The 18391-nt window shown below is 56.0% G+C and carries 15 protein-coding genes; 10 read left to right on the top strand and 5 right to left on the bottom strand.

All coding sequences use genetic code 11. The features are described 5' to 3' along the window. The first annotated feature begins 52 nt into the window (after positions 1-52). Positions 53-709: a PAQR family membrane homeostasis protein TrhA gene (gene trhA / locus PHA01_RS23990; protein WP_271898816.1), complete on the top strand. Its 657-nt coding sequence runs from the start codon at positions 53-55 to the stop codon at positions 707-709. On the opposite strand, the gene PHA01_RS23985 is transcribed toward trhA, so the two are convergent. Both PHA01_RS23985 and PHA01_RS23980 read right to left on the bottom strand, forming a co-directional pair. Further along, positions 710-3820, bottom strand: coding sequence for an efflux RND transporter permease subunit (locus tag PHA01_RS23985; protein ID WP_271898815.1), 3111 nt, complete (start codon positions 3818-3820; stop codon positions 710-712). After that, positions 3817-5040 (bottom strand): efflux RND transporter periplasmic adaptor subunit, encoded by a 1224-nt coding sequence (locus tag PHA01_RS23980; RefSeq protein ID WP_271898814.1) that lies wholly within the window; start codon positions 5038-5040, stop codon positions 3817-3819. Before PHA01_RS23980 ends, PHA01_RS23985 begins: the two co-directional genes overlap by 4 nt. A gap of 260 nt (positions 5041-5300) precedes the next feature. Here PHA01_RS23980 and PHA01_RS23975 point away from each other — a divergent pair, with 260 nt between their 5' ends. Then, positions 5301-6335 carry an ABC transporter ATP-binding protein gene (locus PHA01_RS23975; protein ID WP_271898813.1) on the top strand — a complete coding sequence of 345 codons (1035 nt, stop codon included), beginning with the start codon at positions 5301-5303 and terminating at the stop codon, positions 6333-6335. 99 nt (positions 6336-6434) lie between these two features. Here the strand turns inward: PHA01_RS23975 and PHA01_RS23970 are convergent, their stop codons facing one another. Continuing rightward, positions 6435-8186, bottom strand: a complete 1752-nt coding sequence (locus PHA01_RS23970) for an ABC transporter permease (protein ID WP_417021026.1) — start codon at positions 8184-8186, stop codon at positions 6435-6437. 6 nt (positions 8187-8192) lie between these two features. After that, positions 8193-9167 (bottom strand): ABC transporter substrate-binding protein, encoded by a 975-nt coding sequence (locus PHA01_RS23965; RefSeq protein WP_224506585.1) that lies wholly within the window; start codon positions 9165-9167, stop codon positions 8193-8195. Positions 9168-9420: 253 nt separating this feature from the next. Here PHA01_RS23965 and PHA01_RS23960 point away from each other — a divergent pair, with 253 nt between their 5' ends. The 6 genes from PHA01_RS23960 (at position 9421) to PHA01_RS23935 (ending at position 15278) form a co-directional block, all read left to right on the top strand. After that, entirely contained in the window at positions 9421-10524 is a 1104-nt protein-coding gene (locus tag PHA01_RS23960; protein WP_271898812.1) for an ABC transporter ATP-binding protein, read from the top strand. Positions 10525-10596: 72 nt separating this feature from the next. Beyond that, positions 10597-11733 carry an ABC transporter substrate-binding protein gene (locus PHA01_RS23955; protein ID WP_271898811.1) on the top strand — a complete coding sequence of 379 codons (1137 nt, stop codon included), beginning with the start codon at positions 10597-10599 and terminating at the stop codon, positions 11731-11733. A 65-nt stretch (positions 11734-11798) separates the two neighbouring features. Beyond that, entirely contained in the window at positions 11799-12620 is an 822-nt protein-coding gene (locus PHA01_RS23950) for an ABC transporter permease (RefSeq protein WP_271898810.1), read from the top strand. Next, positions 12617-13429 (top strand): ABC transporter permease, encoded by an 813-nt coding sequence (locus PHA01_RS23945; protein ID WP_271898809.1) that lies wholly within the window; start codon positions 12617-12619, stop codon positions 13427-13429. Before PHA01_RS23950 ends, PHA01_RS23945 begins: the two co-directional genes overlap by 4 nt. A 5-nt stretch (positions 13430-13434) precedes the next feature. Then, a complete protein-coding gene (locus PHA01_RS23940; RefSeq protein WP_271898808.1) occupies positions 13435-14484 on the top strand; it encodes a LacI family DNA-binding transcriptional regulator in 1050 nt (349 codons plus the stop codon). 20 nt (positions 14485-14504) lie between these two features. Further along, positions 14505-15278, top strand: coding sequence for a phosphodiesterase (locus PHA01_RS23935; protein WP_271898807.1), 774 nt, complete (start codon positions 14505-14507; stop codon positions 15276-15278). A 10-nt stretch (positions 15279-15288) separates the two neighbouring features. Here the strand turns inward: PHA01_RS23935 and PHA01_RS23930 are convergent, their stop codons facing one another. Next, positions 15289-15759, bottom strand: a complete 471-nt coding sequence (locus PHA01_RS23930) for a helix-turn-helix transcriptional regulator (protein WP_271898806.1) — start codon at positions 15757-15759, stop codon at positions 15289-15291. A gap of 420 nt (positions 15760-16179) precedes the next feature. On the opposite strand from PHA01_RS23930, the gene PHA01_RS23925 reads away from it, so the two are divergent. Both PHA01_RS23925 and PHA01_RS23920 read left to right on the top strand, forming a co-directional pair. Then, positions 16180-16836, top strand: coding sequence for a L,D-transpeptidase (locus PHA01_RS23925; RefSeq protein WP_271898866.1), 657 nt, complete (start codon positions 16180-16182; stop codon positions 16834-16836). A 137-nt stretch (positions 16837-16973) separates the two neighbouring features. Next, positions 16974-18164 carry an RHE_PE00001 family protein gene (locus tag PHA01_RS23920; protein WP_271898805.1) on the top strand — a complete coding sequence of 397 codons (1191 nt, stop codon included), beginning with the start codon at positions 16974-16976 and terminating at the stop codon, positions 18162-18164. Positions 18165-18391 lie beyond the last annotated feature (227 nt).

Raw genomic sequence — 18391 nt, 5'->3', positions numbered from 1 at the left:
CGCTGGACAAGCTGCCCCCAAACGTCAATGCTAAGGCGAAATCGGAAATCCAATGCCGAAAGCGGACACTTCAACGGCGCCTGCCGTAATCTATCGGGACTACACGCTGGCTGAGCTGCGGGCCGATGGCGCTGTTCATGTCATTGGCGTTATTCTGGCAATGGGGGGCTCCATCGCGCTGCTGTTGTTCATGTTTGATCGAACGGCAGTGGGTCCTTGTGTGGCAACGACGGTCTATCTTGTTACGCTGGTTTTATCGATGTCGCTGTCGGCCGCGTACAATATCTGGCCGATCTCGCCGATTAAGCGGTTTCTGCGGCGTTTCGATCATTCGGCGATCTATCTCCTGATTGCCGGAACCTATACGCCCTTCATGGCCAAGAGTGGAACATGGTGGCTGCTGGCAGGTGTATGGGCCATTGCCATTGTTGGCGTGCTTCTAAAATTCCTGAAGCCAGACCGCTTCGACAGGCTGTCGATCGCGTTGTATCTTGCGCTCGGCTGGAGCGGCGCCGCGGCCTATCAGGAATTTTCCGACGCGCTCTCTGCCACGATCGTTTGGCTCATTCTCGCCGGTGGCGTGGTCTATTCGCTCGGTGTTATTTTCCACATTCTGGAGAGGCTGCCCTTTCACAACGCGATATGGCACGCGTTCGTGCTGGTCGCTGCCAGTATTCATTTCGCGGCGGTGTGCTCCACTCTTGCCTGACTATTCAGCCGGCGCCGGCGCGTGTGTGCCGCGCAACCGGCGGCCGATCTTGCTCAAGGCCCGAGATAAATCCTCCATATAGAGGAAAATAACCGGGGTGATGAACAGCGTGAGGATCTGGGAAACCACGAGACCACCGACGACCGCCACACCGAGCGGTTGACGAAGCTCCGAGCTTGCTCCTGCCCCAATGGCGATGGGGATCGTACCCATGAGAGCAGCGAGGGTTGTCATCATGATAGGCCTGAAACGCACGAGACAGGCTTCGCGAATGGCATCGAACGATGTTTCACCCGCTCGCTGTCGAACAAGCGCAAAGTCGACCATCATGATTGCGTTCTTCTTGACGATGCCGATCAGCATCAGGATGCCGATAATCGCAATGACGCTGAGATCGTAACCGAACAACTCCAGCGTCGCGAGTGCGCCTGCCGCGGCCGCCGGCAGTCCGGTCAGGATGGTAAGCGGATGGACAAAGCTTTCGTAGAGGATGCCGAGCACGATATAGATCGTCAGGATCGCCGCGCCGACCAGCAAACCCTGATTGGCAAGGGATTGCTGGAATACCTGAGCAGTGCCGGTAAAGCTTGATGTGATTGTCTCAGGAACACCCATCTGCGTTTTAAGCGCATCGAGTTCCTGTACCGCCTGACCGAGTGAGACACCCTGTGGCAGATTGAAGGAGATCGTGACAGCAGGCAACTGTCCGAGCTGGCTGACTGCCAGTAGCCCGGTCTTGCGCTCAACATGGGCGAAGGCCGAGAGCGGTATCAATTTGCCGGTCGTTGGCGAGCGGATCTGCATCTGATCAAGCTTGTCGGTTGTCCAGGGAATGTCCGGATCGAGCTCAAGAATGACTTCATAGCTGTCGGCGGTCGAGAATATGGTCGACGCCTGATTGGTACCGAAGGCGTAATAGAACGTGTTGCGGAGCTGATCGGCATTGATGCCGAGCATTTGCGCCTTGTCCTGATCAATCACCAAATTCGCCTGAAGCGCATTATTCTGCAGATTGCTCGATACATCGACAAAGGTCTGGCGTTCCTGCTGCATCGCCAGTAGGATTTTCTGCGACCATGGATAAAGGTCCGTCGAAGTGACACTTTGAAGGTTGTATTGGTACTGCGCATTGGAGGAGACGCCGCCGATGCGCAGATTCTGCACGGCGACAGGGTAGCTGGTGATCCCGGGAATCTTCGACAAGGTTTGGCGCAGGTCACGCAGAAGTGGTTCAAGCGCCAGTCGTTCCGATTTTGGTTTCAGCTCAACGAACATTCGCCCTTGATTGAGACTTGCGGAGTTGAAGCCACCACCAACCGTGGACACGACGTGCGCAACATATGGCTTGCTCGAAATCGCATCCGCCACCTTTTTCTGCAGCACCACCATGGCATCGAACGAGATGTCCTGCCGGGCCTCGGTTGAGATCGACAATTGCCCGATATCCTCGGTCGGCAGGAAGCCCTTGTTAATCGTCGTGAAGAGATAGCCGGTCGCGACGACAGTCAACAGGAACACGCCGAGGATGACGGGGCGTGCGCGCAGGCAAAGATCAAGGACACGGCCGTAACCCGACTGCACCGCGTCGAAAATACGCTCGGTGAGCGGCTTCTTCTTTTCGCCATCGGTATGTTTTTCGGGTGGCAAATGGCTGCAGAGCATCGGCGTCAGCGTGAGGGATATCAGCGCCGAGGCAACGATAGCCACTGTCACAACGACGGCGAATTCGTTGAAGATACGCCCGACGACGCCGCCCATCAGCAGGATCGGGATGAACACCGCAACAAGCGACGTGGTAATCGAGATGATGGTAAAGCCGATCTCCTCGCTACCTTTGAGTGCCGCCTCGAGCGGAGCCATGCCATCTTCTATATGACGCGCTATGTTTTCCAGCATGACGATTGCATCATCGACGACCAGTCCAACAGACAAGGTCAAGCCGAGCAGAGAGATGTTGTCGATCGAAAACCCGAGCACATACATCGCGCCAAGTGTGGCGATCAACGAAAGCGGGACAGCCACGATCGGGATCATCGTTGCGCTCACACGGCGCAGGAAGATGAAGATCACCAGGATGACCAGTCCGATCGTCAAGAGCAGTGTAAATTGCACGTCTGATACCGCTTGCCGGATGGAGGCCGAGCGGTCATTCAAGATGTGGATGGTCGCCGAAGGCCCAAGATCCTGCTGGAACTGCGGGAGGATCGCCTTGACGCGATCCACGACGTCGACGGTGTTGGCGCCCGGTTGGCGAAAAACGCCCAGAACCAGTGACGGCTTACCGTCATACCTGCTTTCGGTCTGCGTCGTTGCCACGGAATCGATAACACGAGCCACGTCGCCCAGGCGAACCAGCTTGCCGTTTGCTGATTTGACGATGATCTGGCGGAACGTATCGGCATTTTGCGCCTGCGTATCGGCTTCAATCGCCATCTGCTGCGTGGGACTGGAGATCGTTCCAACGGGGGCGATCGAATTCTTGCTGGCGACAGCAGCCGTCAGTTCGTCGAGACCTATGCCGCGTGCGGTCACCGCCTCCGGATCGACCTCGACGCGCACCGCATATTGTTTGGTGCCGAAGACCTGGACTTCTCCAACACCATTGATCGTCGAAAATGCGGGAGACATCACGTTTTCGGCGTAGTCGTCGAGCTTCGACAATTGCATCGTGTCGCTTTGCAGCGCCACGAGAACGACCGGTGCATCGGCAGGATTGCTTTTCCTGTAATTCGGCGGGTCGGTCATATTGGCCGGCAGACGGCGCAGCGTGCTGGCGATTGCGGCCTGAACGTCGGCGGCGGCCTGATCGATATCACGGTTCAAATCGAATTCGAGCGTAATATGCGTTGCACCCTCGGTGCTCGTCGAACTGATTGTCGAAATGGCCTGGATAGTTGAGAACTGTTTGATCAACGGTGTCGCAACGGCACTCGCCATCGTATCCGGTGCTGCGCCAGGAAGCTGAGCGGAAACCGTTATGATCGGGAAATCGACTTCAGGCAGCGCAGCGACGGGAATGAATCTGTAGGCGAAGAGTCCCGATGCGGCGAGCGCGATGGAAAGCAGGATGGTTGCAATTGGCCGGCGAATGAAGACCGATGAAATGTTCATTTAACGGCCTCTAAGGCTCCGGCATCCGGACTGTCGATCGACGATGCTATGTCTGCCGCTTGCGTGGTTGTCTGGACAGGTGACCCGTCTTGCAAGTGAAGCTGGCCATCGACAACCACCTGGTCACCAGGCGCTACACCGGAAGCGACAACCGCGGTGTCGCCCACCGTGTCGGTGAGGGTGATGTTCTGCTTTGCAACGGTTTTGTTGGAATGGACGAGGAAGACGAACGAGCCGTCATTTCCTTGTTGGATGGCAACGAGCGGTACGGTCGTTGCATTCTTGTGAACCGTGAGTTCCACTACAGCCGTAACATATTGTCCGGGCCAAAGCGCACCGTCCGTATTGGTGATGTCCGCCTTCAGTACAACCGTGCCGGAAGAAGTATCGACACTCGAATCGATGAAATTCAGAGTGCCCGTAGCAACCACATCGTTGCTGCCCGGGAGTTTGACATGGACAGGAGTCGGATGATCCGCCACCGCTGCTCTCAGGGCAGGCAAATCACGCTCAGCGATGATGAAGGCGACACGCAGCGGCGCCATTTTGGTTATGGTAACAAGGTCGTTGGCATCATCGGTCCTAACAAGGTTGCCGACAGACGTATTGACGACGCCCACGCGCCCGTCGATTGGCGCCGTAATCGTCATATAAGACAGTTGGACCTGATCAGCTGCAATCTGAGCCTTATCCATATTGATCGTTGCTTCCAGCACCTTCACGGCGGCTTCGAACTGATAGACCTGCTGATTGGTATCAACGTTGCGTTTTTGCAAATCTTGAGCACTCGATAGATCAAGGTTTGCAGCAACCAGGCTCGCCTGGTCCTTTGCAAGCAATGCTTGATCCTTATCGATCGTGGCGCGAATTGCCCGGTCGTCGAGTTGAAACAGTACGTCTCCGGTCTTGACCATTTGACCGTCGGTGACTTTGCTTTCGATCACGACACCATCGATCTGAGGTTTGACGGCGACCGTGTCGATCGGCTCCATCGTGGCGACGACCGTCTTCGTAACGGGCACATCTTCCGATTTGGCAGATGCAACCACGACGGAGGCCGTTCCTCCCCCTTTACGAGCCTTGCCGCCCCCAGATGATGCATCGACAGATGATGTGCTTTGCGCCGGTGAAGATGAACTTGGGTATAGTTCGGGGTAGACGACAAAATAGCCAATACCGGCAATGAGTGCTGTGGCGATCAGAAGGCCTAAACGCTTCATGACAAATTATCTCTTTCGTGGCGGTACGCCGTGGGAGCCCGCCTTCCCCTAATGCGCAAGCACTAACGACTCCGAAGGCCATTTCAAATTATAGTTTCGTAATGATTTGAACCTTCGTGGCAGTGCTTCCGGCGCTAATCACAGGCGCTATCTGGGTTTTTTGTAAGGCGCACGCCCGACATCAACTGCTCGTCACACAAATGTTACGCAAACGCAGCATAGCCGGTGTCAAATTGGAGAAAGAATTGTAAAACCTGCGCATGACCGAAATCCGCATCCAGAACCTGACAAAATGCTTCGGCGACGTCACCGCGCTCAACGATATCTCGATCGATTTCCCCGCCGGATCGTTCACTTCATTGCTCGGCCCATCCGGTTGCGGCAAGACCACCTTACTGCGCCTGATCGCTGGATTCGAAGCACCGGATGGCGGGCAGCTGTCGTTTGGTGACGAGTTGATCGCCGATGCGAAGAGCCAGAAAAAGCCGGAAGAACGGGGTGTCGGTGTCGTCTTCCAGTCTTATGCACTCTGGCCGCACATGGATGTGGCTGCAAATGTCGCCTATCCCTTGAAGACGCGAAAGGTGGGCAAGGGCGAGGTTGCGAGCCGCGTCGCTGCCGTCCTCGACTGTGTGGGCCTCGATGGTTACGCCAAGCGTGGGATCGAGGAGCTTTCCGGTGGTCAGCGTCAGCGGGTTGCCCTCGCCCGCTGCCTTGTTGCGGATGCGAAGATTATTCTCTTCGATGAGCCACTCGCCAATCTCGACATGCATTTGCGGGCTTCGATGGTCGAAGCATTTCGCGATATACACCGGCGCACGCGCGCAACGATTGTCTACGTGACGCATGATCAATCGGAAGCACTCGCGCTATCCGACCGTGTCGCGGTCATGAGTTCGGGAAATATTTTGCAGGTCGCCTCCCCTTCGCAAGTCTATCATTCGCCATCTGACCGAAAGGTGGCAGGGTTTATCGGTCGCGGGACGGTTGTCTCCGGCACGGTCGTGCGCAGGAACGGCCAATCAACCATCGTCGATATCGGCGGCACACAGGTCACTGCGCGTGGGCAGGCCAACGATACGGATAGTGTGCAGGTCCTGCTGCGTCCTGAGGCCGTCACCCTTTCCGATCGAGGTCTCGCGGCAGTCGTTCAGCAAAGCACCTATCGTGGACCGGTGCACGAAACGTGGCTTGAACTTGCCAATGGTGAGTGGCTAACACTCGATAGCCCACATCCCCTCGCTCTTGAAAGCAAGGTACATCTCGGCATTAGCGACGCCTGGATCATTCCCTAGAGCAACTCCGTTTTTCTTTGAATCACGGAGTTGCTCTAACTCTTTTTTACGCAATTCCGGACGGAAAACCGGTTCCCACTTTTCCTGGGATTGCTCTGGTCAACGCCAAGGCAGGACACCCGCCGGGAGCCTCCTGCCGAGCCGGTCCAGGACAAGAAGCAATACCACGACGACGACAATGGTCGTGACTGCGATTGCCGCAGCTTGCGTGCCGAGCCCCGCTTCCTCCAGGCTGAACAACACGACGCCCAGGGTTTCGTTACCGCTTGACCACAACAATGCGGAGACAGTCAGCTCGTTGAAAGCGCTCATGAAAACCAGGAGTGCGCCAGCGACGGCGGCTGGCGCGGCCAGCGGCGCGATAATCGTCATCATCCGGCGCAAGGGGTAAGCACCAGAAACCGCCGCGGCCTCGTCCAGATCTCGCGACATCTGGCCAACGGCCGCGGTGACCGGCTTCATCGCGAGTGCGAAGAAGCGCATGAGATAAGCGGCGAGGATTATCCATGGCGTTGCATAGAGGCTACCGATGAATGGCAGCGGTCGCAGAAACAGAAGAATGCAGGCAATGGCGAGGACGATGCCCGGTAGCGCATAGGGCAGTTCGATCATCCCGTGCAGTATTCGTTGCGACAGGCGCGAAAAGCGTTCAAGACCGATCGCCAACGGAATGGCGCCGAAGGCGAGGAGCAATGCCGTGCCGCCAGCCAGCATTGTAGAATTGCGGAAGGCACGATTGGTCGAAGCCTGACGAAACAACACTTCCTCAAAGTTGGAGAAGGTCAAAGTAGCCCAGTTGAGCGGAACACCGAATGACGGAATAAGTGCAGTCGTTACCAAGGCGAGAACAGGAAGGATGAGCATGAACAATATGGCGACCCAGCCCAGCAGCGCGAGCGGCAACCGCCAACCTCCCAGGGTGAAACGCGCAGGTGTCCCAACTGTGAAACGATGACCAGCGCGGCGCATGGCCAGCGCTTGCAACGTGACGCCGAGGAGCGCCAGGATGGCAATCAGCACGGAGAGCGCCGCAACTTGCGGCAATACACTTGGGCCGAAGCTGGAAATTCGCTGATAGATCAGCGTTGTCAGCGTCAGATAGTTGACCGGCATGCCGAGCAGCGCAGGAATGCCGAAATTGCCGACGCCAGAGACGAAGGCAAGCGCCGTTGCGGCGACGATATAGGGCCGGACCATCGGCAGGATAATGGTGAGAAGGACACGGAGCGGTGAAGACCCCGATGAGCGCGCCGCTTCAACCAGATCCCGCGGAACACGCATAAGCCCTGCTCGCAACGTGATAAAGATGATCGGTGCGTGTTGAATGGCATAAAGCAGGATAATGCCATTGCGGCCGAGCAGAGGATTGGCAGTGCCCGGGAGAGGCGAGAGATTGAAGGCTCCAAGCAAGGTGCTCGATGGACCGAACAAGTGCAGCCAGGACAGCGCCATGACCTGCGGCGCGATCATCAACGGCAGCAGCAGGAGGAAACCCAGCGTCCGGCGCCCTGGCAAGTCGGTCATGGATAGGGCAACGGCAAAGGGCGCACCGATCACAAGGGCCAGCAACGCGCCGAAGAAGGACGTGTCAAGGGTATTGAACGTTGCACGGATGACCGCCGGGCTCGCAAGGCGGCTTGCGAAAGCGGTCAGATCAACTTCGCCGCCGGGAGCAATGGCCGTCGACATGAGGCGCAGCACAGGGACCAGGCTCAGCAGAAAAATGACTACCAGAACGGCCAGTTTCGAAAGCCGCGTATCGTAGCGAAGCTTTCGCCACAGGATTGGGAGAAAACCCGCGTCGCGTGACGCGGGTTGTTCGCCAGGGCGGATAGATTGGGAAACAGCCAAAGAGCTTTACTGCCCCATAACGTCGCTGAATTTTTCCTTGTTCGCCGTGTCGTTTGTCAACGCGCCAGCTGCGTCGAACGCCAGGACCTTGATGGTGGAACGATCCGGATAACCTGCCGGAAGGCCGGCATCGGGACGCGCAGGGATATAGCCCATGCCGACCGCAAGCTTCTGGCCTTCTTCCGACAAAAGGAAATTGACAAAGGCCTTTGCAGCCTCGGGGTTCTTCGCCGTGGAGAGAATGGCGACCGGTTCGGTTACGGCCGAGACGCCTTCCTTCGGGAACACGAACTCGACCGGCGCGCCCTTGGCCTTTTCGCGGATCGGCATGTAATCGACGATCATGCCGAAAAGTTTGTCGCCGCCGCTGACAGCTTTGAGGACATCGCCATTGCCGCCTGCGGCCTGTGCACCATTCTTGGCGAGCTCGGCATAGAAGTCCCAGCCCTGTGGCAGGTTTTCCGTCAACGTCACAGTATGGATCATTGCGGCACCCGATGTTAGCGGGCTCGGCATGCTGACCAGATTCTTGGCCTCAGGCTTGGTGAGGTCGCTCCAGCTCGCGGGAACGAATGGTGCCTTGGTGTTGTAGACGATGCCTGTAGTGATAAGTTTGGTGGAGAAATACGTTCCGTCCTTGTCCATCAGCGCCGGGTCGATGCCATTGGTATCGGCATCCTTGAACGTGAGAAGGCGACCCTCTTTCTTCAGCCCTTCCATTGTCACAACATCGGAAAGCAAAAGAACATCGGGTTGAGGATTGCCCGCTTCGATCTCGGCGCGCAGCTTGGCCATGATCTTCGGCGTCCCGTCACGAACCCATTCGACCTTGATGCCGGGGTTCTTTGCCATAAAGGCGTCTGTCGTTTGTTGTGCGTCGGTGTTGGGCTGACTTGTATAGAGAACGAGTTTACCATCAACGGCGAAGGCTGGATGCAGCCCGGCGGCCAATAAAATTGCAGCGGCGAGAAGTTGACGCACGATGATTCCCTTTTATCAAACGAGACAAGCCCGCTTCTCTTTTATGCGGGCACAAACGGATTGGCCACCCTTATACAAGCCGGATAACGGTTCTATGACATATATACGAAAGTCGCACTTTCCCTGTCGGGTGTCATCAGGCTGGCGCAATTGTGCATTTGCAGCTTCAATATTTTTCGCTTGTCACGTGGCTGTTATGAACAGACAGTACAAGGAAAAATTGCACAGCTGCGCAATAGGGTGGAACTGAAGTATGCGGCCATTTCTCTCGGTCGAGAAGATGAGCGTTGGCTATGGCACAACGACCGTTCTCGATAAACTTGACCTCGGTATTCGCAAGGGCGAATTCGTCGCTCTGCTGGGCTCGTCCGGCTGCGGAAAGACAACGCTATTGCGCACGATCGCAGGATTTACCAAGCCATTTTCCGGTTCCATCCGGGTGGCGGATCGCGACGTTACGCAAATGCCGCCGGACAAACGCGGCATGGCGCTTGTTTTCCAGTCCTATGCTCTGTGGCCGCACATGACTGTTGCCCAGAACATCGGCTACGGGTTGAAGTTGCAAAGGCAGTCGCGAGAAAACATCGACGCGCGGGTCAACGAGATGCAGAATCTGCTCGGCCTTGCGGGTCTTGGCGATCGGAAGCCTGGACAGCTTTCGGGCGGACAGCGGCAGCGCGTTGCGCTCGGTCGGGCCTTGGCAATCGATCCGGAAATCCTGCTCCTCGATGAGCCACTTTCCAATCTCGATGCGCGCATTCGCCTGACGGTGCGCCACGAAATTCGTTCTCTGCAGAAGCGGCTCGGCATAACGGCTATCCATGTCACCCATGATCGCGAGGAAGCGATGGTGATGGCAGACCGCATCATCATCATGAATACGGGTCGTATTGAACAGGAGGGGTCGCCGGAAGACGTTTATAACAAACCCGCCTCCCCTTTCGTGGCAGCATTCATGGGGGCTGAGAATCTTCTGTCGATGCAGGCGCGTGTGCAAGGCGAGCAGGTCGAACTCATGGAAGGTTCGTTCAACCCTTCGATCGTCACAGCACTTGCCGGACGGACATTGGCAACCGGCCCGATTGAACTGCGTTTCCGTGCCGAGGCGGCACGTCTTGCCCGTTCTGAGGATAAGACGGTCCTGCAACCTGGCACGCTGGAGTTACGTGGCCAGGTTACAAGCGTCAGCTATCCGGGTGGCCATTGGCGTCACGCAATCAGGCTGGGTGAGAACGAGATCCTTGTCGATGCTGATACGCCCTTCAATCAGGGCGAGGCAGTACGGGTATGCATTCCGGCCAAGTCGCTTTTTATCTTCAACGTTGTCGAAGGCCTGGCTGAGGCACGCGCGCTGTAAACAAATTGGATGCCGGAAACCTGGCCGCCAAAACAACACTGCACTGTTCACTTTTCTCAAGGGAGATAACAAATGAAGACACTTCTGCAGGCCTCTCTCATCCTCGGACTGGCGGGGACCCCCGCTGCGGCTGGCGATCTTACGGTTTTGACAGCTGGCGACCAAAACATGGTCGACTACATCAACGACTATCTCGGCCCTCTCTTCGAGAAGGAAAATCCGGGGACGACGGTTCGCGTCGTTGGCACAGGCCCAGGGGACGCCGGATCGCAGAAGATCGTCGAGCGGTTCGATGCACAGGCAAAGGCCAATGTCGACAAATGGGACGCTGACGTCGCCGTTGTGCATGAGAAATTCGCCGGGCCGTTGGTTAAGGACGGTTATCTCGAATCGTATCGCTCGAAGATACCTTCTGGCGAGATGGTCACCAGCGAAAAGGCAAAGATGGCGCTAGGCGCAAATGTCGATGGTTATGTCATGCCGATGTTTTCAAGCCAGACGGCGATCGCCTACAACCCGGCGCTCATACCCAACCCGCCAAAGAGCTATGAGGAGCTTGTTACCTGGGCCATGCAGAATCCGAAGCAGTTCGGCTATAACGGTATCAAAGGCGGCGCTTCCGGTGTGAGCTTCGTCATGGGCTGGATCTATGCGTTTGGTGATGGAGACGCGAACAAGCTGATGAATGGTCCGTTCGAGGAAGCCGAGACCAAAAAGTGGGACAAGGCCTTCGCCAGTCTGAAGGATTTCACGACCAACGCCACCCTTACCCCGGGCAATGCTGGCACATTGGATATGCTCAGCCGCGGCGAAATCGCCATGGGGCCGGTCTGGGTCGACATGTTCTATTCGTGGCAGGCAGATGGCAAATTGCCACCGGAGATGAAGTTGTTCCTGCCTGCGCCGGGTATGCCCGGCCAACCGATGCACTATGTGATTCCGTCCAAGAGCTCGAACACGGAACTTGCAGAGAAGTTCGTTGCGCTCGCCACGAGCCCGAAAGTTCAGGCCGATGGTATCGTCAAGCGATTCAACTGGTACCCCGGTATTGATGCGAAGTTCGTGCAGCCCGAATTGGACAAGGCCAGCTGGGACAAGCTCTTCGTTGATATTTCCCCTGCTGATCTCGCAACCAAAGCCAAGCCTTTTCCCATCGCCCCTTACAACTCGGCGATCCTCGAGGCTTATGAAAAAAATGTAGCCAACTAATATGTTCTGTTTCATGGGCCATTGACATTTGTCGGTGGCCCCCTCCCCTCCCCCGGAACATTTTGATGCAGACGCGCTTCCTCGCCCTTCTCCTTGTTCTTCCGGCACTGATCATGATCGTGCTGTTTTTCATCCTGCCGCTGTTTGCGTCTATCCTCGGTGCATTTGAGGTCGGCGACAGTTTCGGCCTTGGCAATTTCAGCAAATCGTTCGACCTCTATTCCAAGGACATGATATTCACAGTCGTCATCGTCTCCATTTCGACCGTGCTCATCGGACTTTTGTCTATCGCGATTGGCGGATATCTTACCCTCGGTGAAAATCCGCGTTCCGTGGCTATCCTGCGCTGGCTTTATCGCTGGCCCATGTTCATTCCCTTTATTGTCGTCGGCCAGGTCTTACGCACCTTTCTTGCCAAGAACGGGCTGATGAACAACATCCTTGTGAGTCTCGGAATATTGACGCCGTTGCAGACGACCGGATTTCTCGACTGGCGCGGTATTGTGATTGCTTTTGTCTGGAAACAGACGCCGTTCGTAACGCTGCTTGTTGCCGGGGCCATGGCATCCCTCGATCGCAGCACCATTGAAGCCGCACGCAATCTTGGCGCTTCGCGCCTGCGTATTCTCATTGAGATTGTCGTGCCGCAGATCTCCGGCACGTTGCTCGTGGGTCTGATTCTTTCCTTCGTCACCATGATGTCTGTGCTGTCCGTCCCGCTGATGATCAACGCTCAGTCGCCAACAATGCTGACCGCCGATATCGCTTTTCGGATCAATGCCCATGGTGACTATGGCGTCGCCAATGCGCTCGGCGTGATTTCTTTGCTTTTGACAGCCGGTGTGGCACTGATATATCTGCGTCAGACAATGAAGGACCGCTTATGACGGCTCATATCGATCTCTGGTGGCTGCCGCGAGCCTTCATTCTTGGGCTCCTCGCATTCATTATTTTTGGGCCACTGACCAATCTGCTTTTGTGGACGGTGGCGGAGAAATGGTATTTCCCGCATATGTTGCCGTTGGAATACGGGTTCACTTTTTGGCAGAGGGTATTCTCTCCGCGCGGAAATGCGATGGCATCGTTGATGACCAGTATCATCGTCGCGACGCTCACCGTCATCGTGTCGCTGGCTTTGGCCATTCCTGCAGGCTACGCTCTATCGCGGCTCAAACTGCCGTTTCGCGGTTTGATCCTTCTTGCATTTCTTATCCCTCAGGCTTTCCCCAACCTTCCGGTCTACGTAAACATTGCCCGGTTTTTTTACGAGATCGGCCTTAACGGAACCATTGCCGGCGTCGTCATGGTGCACGTTACGCATGGTCTGGTGTATGCGGTATGGATTGCCACGGCGGCATTTTCGGCAGTGGATATAGATCTCGAAGAAGCGGCGCGTTCGATTGGTGCAGGGCCGCTTCGCGCGTTTCGCGACGTCACGCTCCCCCTTGCCGCTCCCGGTCTTATGGCCAGCGCCATTTTCGTTTTCCTGGAATCGCTCGACGAATTTACCGGCAGCTATTTCGTCGGCGCGCCTGTCGTGAATACCCTGCCGCTATTGCTATACACTGCGGGTTCAGGTGGAAATTATCAGATTGCGTCGATCACCGCTCTGCTATTACTCGTACCCTCGATTGGCTTTATGCTGGTGGTGGAGCGATTCTTGCGGGCAGATGTTCTTTCCAAGGTCGGACATTGAAAAATATGAAATCTAAAAACAAGCACGCTTCCAATGACGACAAGCAGTACGTCAGTGCGCTGCAGGTTGCGAAACACGCGGGTGTATCCCGCTCTGCGGTGTCGAGAGCTTTTACACCAGGTGCAAGTGTATCGGCTAAAAAGCGCGAGAAGATCATGGAGGCCGCGGAAGCGCTTGGCTATCAGGTCAACGATCTAGCGCGTGGTCTTCTGGCTCGAAAGAGCCGGCTCGTGGGGTTGGTCGTCACCAATCCCGAGCTGGGCTATCGCGCGCATTTGGTTGCGGCGCTGACCAAAGCGCTCATTCACCGGGGCAGTGTTCCCATAGTGATCAATACCGGCCGCACCGAAGAAGAACTGGTTGCGGCACAAAAGATGCTTTTTGGTTATCGCGCGGAAGCGACGATTATCCTCTCTGGTTCGCCTCCCTCGTCGTTCGTCGATCTTGCCCGCCGCAATGGCCAGCCATTGATCGTTCTCGGACGCTCGGAAACAGGAGCAGATGACGTCAATATTGATAATGAAGGTGCCGGCCGTGAGGCCGCACGGTTTTTTCTCGCCGATGGTACAACGAAGTTGGGCTTTGCCGGGGCTCTGCCAGCCACTCCCACGACGATCGAACGGGAACACGGTTTCCGGCGGGAAGCCGAACTTCATGATGCCACTGTTCTGACCGGAAACGGCAAGAATTCGGATTACGCGGGCGGGCAGGAAGCCGCTCAGCAGCTCTTCGCCGTTGAGAGCGACCGCCCGGATGCCGTGTTCTGTGTGAATGATTTAATGGCATTCGGCTTGATTGATTATGTGCGGAAACACACGCAACTTTCGATTCCGGAAGATCTTTCCATTGTAGGATTCGACGATATTCCGGAAGCGTCATGGGACGCCTACAATCTTACGACGTTTCGGCAGGATGCGAACACTATGGCTGCGCATGCAGTGGCACTTCTTGATCGCCGCGAGGCTGAACCTGACCGCCCGCCCGCTCATGAACGCTTGAATACTCGTCTTATCCTGCGCGGCAGCGCGCGTATTCCTGAGTCGTATAGATCCTAGAAACCCTTGGAACTTCCTGCATGAAAATCATCCAAGTGACTGATCTGCATCTGGTGGAGCCGCGCGCAACCCTGTGTGGACTTGATCCATTGGTGCGCCTGCAGGCTTGCATCACCGACATCAACCAGAATCACGGCGATGCCGAACTCGTGATCTTTACCGGCGATCTGAGTGACACGGGCGAGGAGATTACATATCGGGTTCTGGCGGAGGAGCTCACAAAACTGCTCCCGCCCTTCCGTCTGATGCTCGGCAACCATGATAACCGCAATGCTTTTCTGAACGTGTTTGATACTGTCCGTGCGGAGGACGGCTTTGTTCAGAGTGTGAAAGACACTCGCGAAGGCAGGTTGATCATGCTCGATACGCTGGTTCCTGGCCGGCCAGAAGGTCGTATGGATGAAACGCGATTGCGCTGGCTCCAGCAGCGCCTTCTGGAGGCCAGGGACCGTCCGGTATTTCTGTTCTCACATCACCCGCCCTTTCCAATCTACATGCCGCTTTTGGACCGGATGGGCATCATCGAAGCAGATGCGCTCTACGCGCTGCTGAAGGTACATGGCAATGTCCGGCATATTTTTGCCGGCCATGCACACCGGCCGATCGCCGGGAGTTGGCGGGGTATTCCCGTCAGCGTCCTGCGCGGCACCAACCATCAGTCGGCACTGGATTTTTCACCGGATAGAATTGCCGTTACGCACGAGCCGCCCGCCTACGCTGTGATCTTCATCGATCGGGACAGCGTCATTGCGCACTTCCATGACTTTCTGGATCGAACGGCGGCTTATCGCTGATACGCTTGACTTACGCTGGCAAATCGCGCGAATTCGCCCTGCCTTGCTGGGCGCGTATTTGTTCAGATGGAACAACCGAATAGGTTCTCCGATAAAGCTTGGAAAAGCGACCCGGATTGGAGAAATGAAGCTTAGCCGCGAGCTCTCTCACGGATGTTGCTTTCCCGCTGCAGATGATTTCGTGGGCTGCAGCAATGCGGCCATTCAGCAGGACCTGAATTGGAGTGGCACCGCGGTATTTGCGAAACAGGCGCTGCAAGGCGCGGATATTGATGCCGGCGGCATTGGCGATGTCTGAAATGCTGACAGGATTGAAAATATTATTTTGGATAAACTCTTCCGCCAGAACCAACTGCCGCTGGGTGTCGCGTGAAGAGCCTGTCCTATTCTTGAGCGTATGTTGCACGCGGTTTGTGGGCGCGCTCGATTCTTCGAGGCTGAGAACTCTGTGCCTGAAACTGTAAGCCGTATCATCTGCCATTGTGAAATACCTGATCGAGCGCGAAGGAGATCCAAACCTGGGAAGGTTACAATCTGGCGTAGAAAAATTGTAGGCGTAAAACGCAGGATTGCATCACTAAATACTTCAGAGTCGGGGATTTGAAAATTCGACCTTAGTGTTTGTCCCCGAGCAAGCTGCGTTGACAGCTGTCAACTAAGCGGGTGGGCTTGCTGCGAGGGAAGCCCTGCTAAGCTGCGTTGACAGCTGTCAACTCCATCTTTGAGATGGTTAAGGCGCTCTTTTTCGATTCATCGTTTGTAAACCACATTTCCATACAGTTTAAACGATTGCCAATATTTGTAAGCGAGTACGAAATTGTCCCAGCATAAACAGGCATCCACGACCACACAGCCGCTTCCCGCTATTTCCCGCCGTCATCTTTTGGCGGGTGCAGGGTCTATGGCCGTGCTTGGAATGACCGGCTGCACTCAAACGACCCTCGAACTGCCGTCCATGGATATAGACGCGATGCCGACCAGTGGCATACGGCCACAAATCAGCATTGATAAATCGGTAACTGTTCCGGAGGTTATGTACGCCGCTGTGCAGGAGGGCCCGTACTCGCTCCCAGCGGTTCCGTATCAAAAAGTTCCAGTCCAGTTCCGGCGCCAGATAGTTGTCGATCCCACAGGCGAGCAGCCGGGTACGATTGTCGTCCGCCTGCAGGAGCGCTTTCTTTACTTGGTCCAAGCCGGCGGCGATGCCATTCGCTACGGCGTCGGTATCGGCAAAGACGGCTTTCTTTGGAGTGGGCGCGCCAATATCCAGTACAAGAAGGAATGGCCCCGTTGGACACCGCCACGCGAAATGATTCAGCGCAAGCCGGAATTGGCCAAATACCAGAATGGCATGGAACCTGGACCGCAAAACCCGCTGGGAGCCAGGGCTCTCTACATTTTCAAGGACGGCGTCGATACCGGCTATCGGATTCACGGATCGCCAGAATGGTGGTCGATCGGGCAGTCGATGTCATCTGGCTGCGTGCGTCTGATTAATCAGGACATCATCGATCTTTACAGTCGCGTCTCTGGAAAAGCGACGGTCGTGGTTGGCTAGAGGCGCCAAACACGCTAATAATGCGAATCAGCCCTCCCAGACGATTCATCCCGTTTATCCGGCGGTACCTGCACTTCGCCCAACGGAAGCGAAATTCATTATAGCATCCGTTTAAGCAATTGTTTACCATAGTTTCAATGGTTTATGATTCTGGTGAGTTACCTCTCAAAGATCTGCTTCAACCCGTCATTGCTGCTGAAGACGCGTTGGCGCGGCTTGACGACAGGGTCGGTCGCAAGAATGATCTCGGCGACACGAACGGACGCCGGACGCGCGACGGACTTTTGCGCGAAAATGAGGGCTGGATAGAACGCTCGCATTTCATGGAGGCGTGTAATGCTCTCTGGCTGGCGGGGGAGCTTGTTCATGTCGAAGATTTGGTTCTCCATGATGCACGCATGGACATCCGCACTCCGACGCATGAGCTGACAAGGGCCCATGCCATTTTGCGTACGCGACGCCAGATCGCTGCTAGCCCGCCGGCTTGGTCGTTCAGTTCGAAAGGTCTCGCTAGTCTGCGCGGGCGGGCAACCAGCGAGTTTGCCGTGCCATCTGCTGAAACCATGCCAGCGGTTGAACCCGTTACGGACGATGAGACCGAGGTCAAATCTGATGCCGAAAACGCTTTCGAAGACGAATTGGCGAAATTGGATGCGTTGCTGGTCCGCTCGTCGCGGCTGCTTGCGCAACCAGCGGAGGTTGGCGGGGGGAGGGGAGGGAGCAGGCCTCCACCGGCCGAGGTCGCACTGGATGGTGACCCGCTGGTATACGACCCGGATTGGGATGAGGATGCGCGGATCGAGCGGTGGCTGGCGGTTCATGACCGGAGCCGTGATTTGCCACCACTACTTGCGGCTGCAGTAGTCTGGGACGCATGGGAGGATATCGAACCGTTGCAACACCAGCACTGGCTGGGTCCAATGCTCGTGTCCGCCATGCTCAGAGAACGGGGGAAGACGAGATCGCATCTCGCAGCCTTCAACGCGGGATTGCGCTCCATTCCGCGTGATCGTCGCCGTGCCCGCGATCATACGACACGGCTGATTGCTTTTCTGGAAGCGGTTCAGATATCGAGCTTGTCAAATCTGAAGGAAGTCGAGCGGCTGAGTCTTGCTCGGATGCAAATGGAACGAAAATTGAAGGATCGACGCTCCACATCAAGCCTTCCCGGCATGATCGATCTCATTTTGTCACGGCCCATGGTCTCAACAGCTCTGATTGCCAAGGAATTGAAGGTTTCCCAACGCGGGGCGCTAAATCTCATCGGTGAACTTGGCGTGCGTGAAATGACGGGCAGGGGACGTTACCGCGCTTGGGGTATCGTCTGAAATACCCGGACAGCCGATGAGACGTGGGATCGGTTCATTCCGGAACTCTAGGCAGAAAAGCGCCTAGTACACGACCGGAAGTCACCAGAAAACGGTCGTTTGAAAATGCCGATAATAGGTGAACGGGCATCTCTAGGAGCGACAAAACGCCCGAAATACAAGGAAAAAGGGCGTTTGGATGACCGGAGATGCGCACTTCAGGTCGATTGCTATTCTGACGGCAACAC

This window comes from Candidatus Phyllobacterium onerii (genome assembly GCF_028331445.1).
Lineage (GTDB): Bacteria > Pseudomonadota > Alphaproteobacteria > Rhizobiales > Rhizobiaceae > Phyllobacterium > Phyllobacterium onerii.
The sequence above is the reverse complement of the archived record's forward strand: the minus strand, read 5'-3'. Positions and strand labels throughout refer to the sequence as shown.

Excerpts from the sequence above, each read along its gene's own strand:
- PHA01_RS23930 (WP_271898806.1), bottom strand. The coding sequence starts at position 15,759 with ATGGCAGATGATACGGCTTACAGTTTCAGGCACAGAGTTCTCAGCCTC.
- PHA01_RS23980 (WP_271898814.1), bottom strand. The coding sequence starts at position 5,040 with ATGAAGCGTTTAGGCCTTCTGATCGCCACAGCACTCATTGCCGGTATT.
- PHA01_RS23940 (WP_271898808.1), top strand. The coding sequence starts at position 13,435 with ATGAAATCTAAAAACAAGCACGCTTCCAATGACGACAAGCAGTACGTC.
- PHA01_RS23985 (WP_271898815.1), bottom strand. The coding sequence starts at position 3,820 with ATGAACATTTCATCGGTCTTCATTCGCCGGCCAATTGCAACCATCCTG.
- PHA01_RS23950 (WP_271898810.1), top strand. The coding sequence starts at position 11,799 with ATGCAGACGCGCTTCCTCGCCCTTCTCCTTGTTCTTCCGGCACTGATC.
- PHA01_RS23960 (WP_271898812.1), top strand. The coding sequence starts at position 9,421 with ATGCGGCCATTTCTCTCGGTCGAGAAGATGAGCGTTGGCTATGGCACA.
- PHA01_RS23955 (WP_271898811.1), top strand. The coding sequence starts at position 10,597 with ATGAAGACACTTCTGCAGGCCTCTCTCATCCTCGGACTGGCGGGGACC.
- PHA01_RS23920 (WP_271898805.1), top strand. The coding sequence starts at position 16,974 with ATGGTTTATGATTCTGGTGAGTTACCTCTCAAAGATCTGCTTCAACCC.
- PHA01_RS23925 (WP_271898866.1), top strand. The coding sequence starts at position 16,180 with ATGGCCGTGCTTGGAATGACCGGCTGCACTCAAACGACCCTCGAACTG.
- trhA (WP_271898816.1), top strand. The coding sequence starts at position 53 with ATGCCGAAAGCGGACACTTCAACGGCGCCTGCCGTAATCTATCGGGAC.
- PHA01_RS23945 (WP_271898809.1), top strand. The coding sequence starts at position 12,617 with ATGACGGCTCATATCGATCTCTGGTGGCTGCCGCGAGCCTTCATTCTT.
- PHA01_RS23935 (WP_271898807.1), top strand. The coding sequence starts at position 14,505 with ATGAAAATCATCCAAGTGACTGATCTGCATCTGGTGGAGCCGCGCGCA.
- PHA01_RS23975 (WP_271898813.1), top strand. The coding sequence starts at position 5,301 with ATGACCGAAATCCGCATCCAGAACCTGACAAAATGCTTCGGCGACGTC.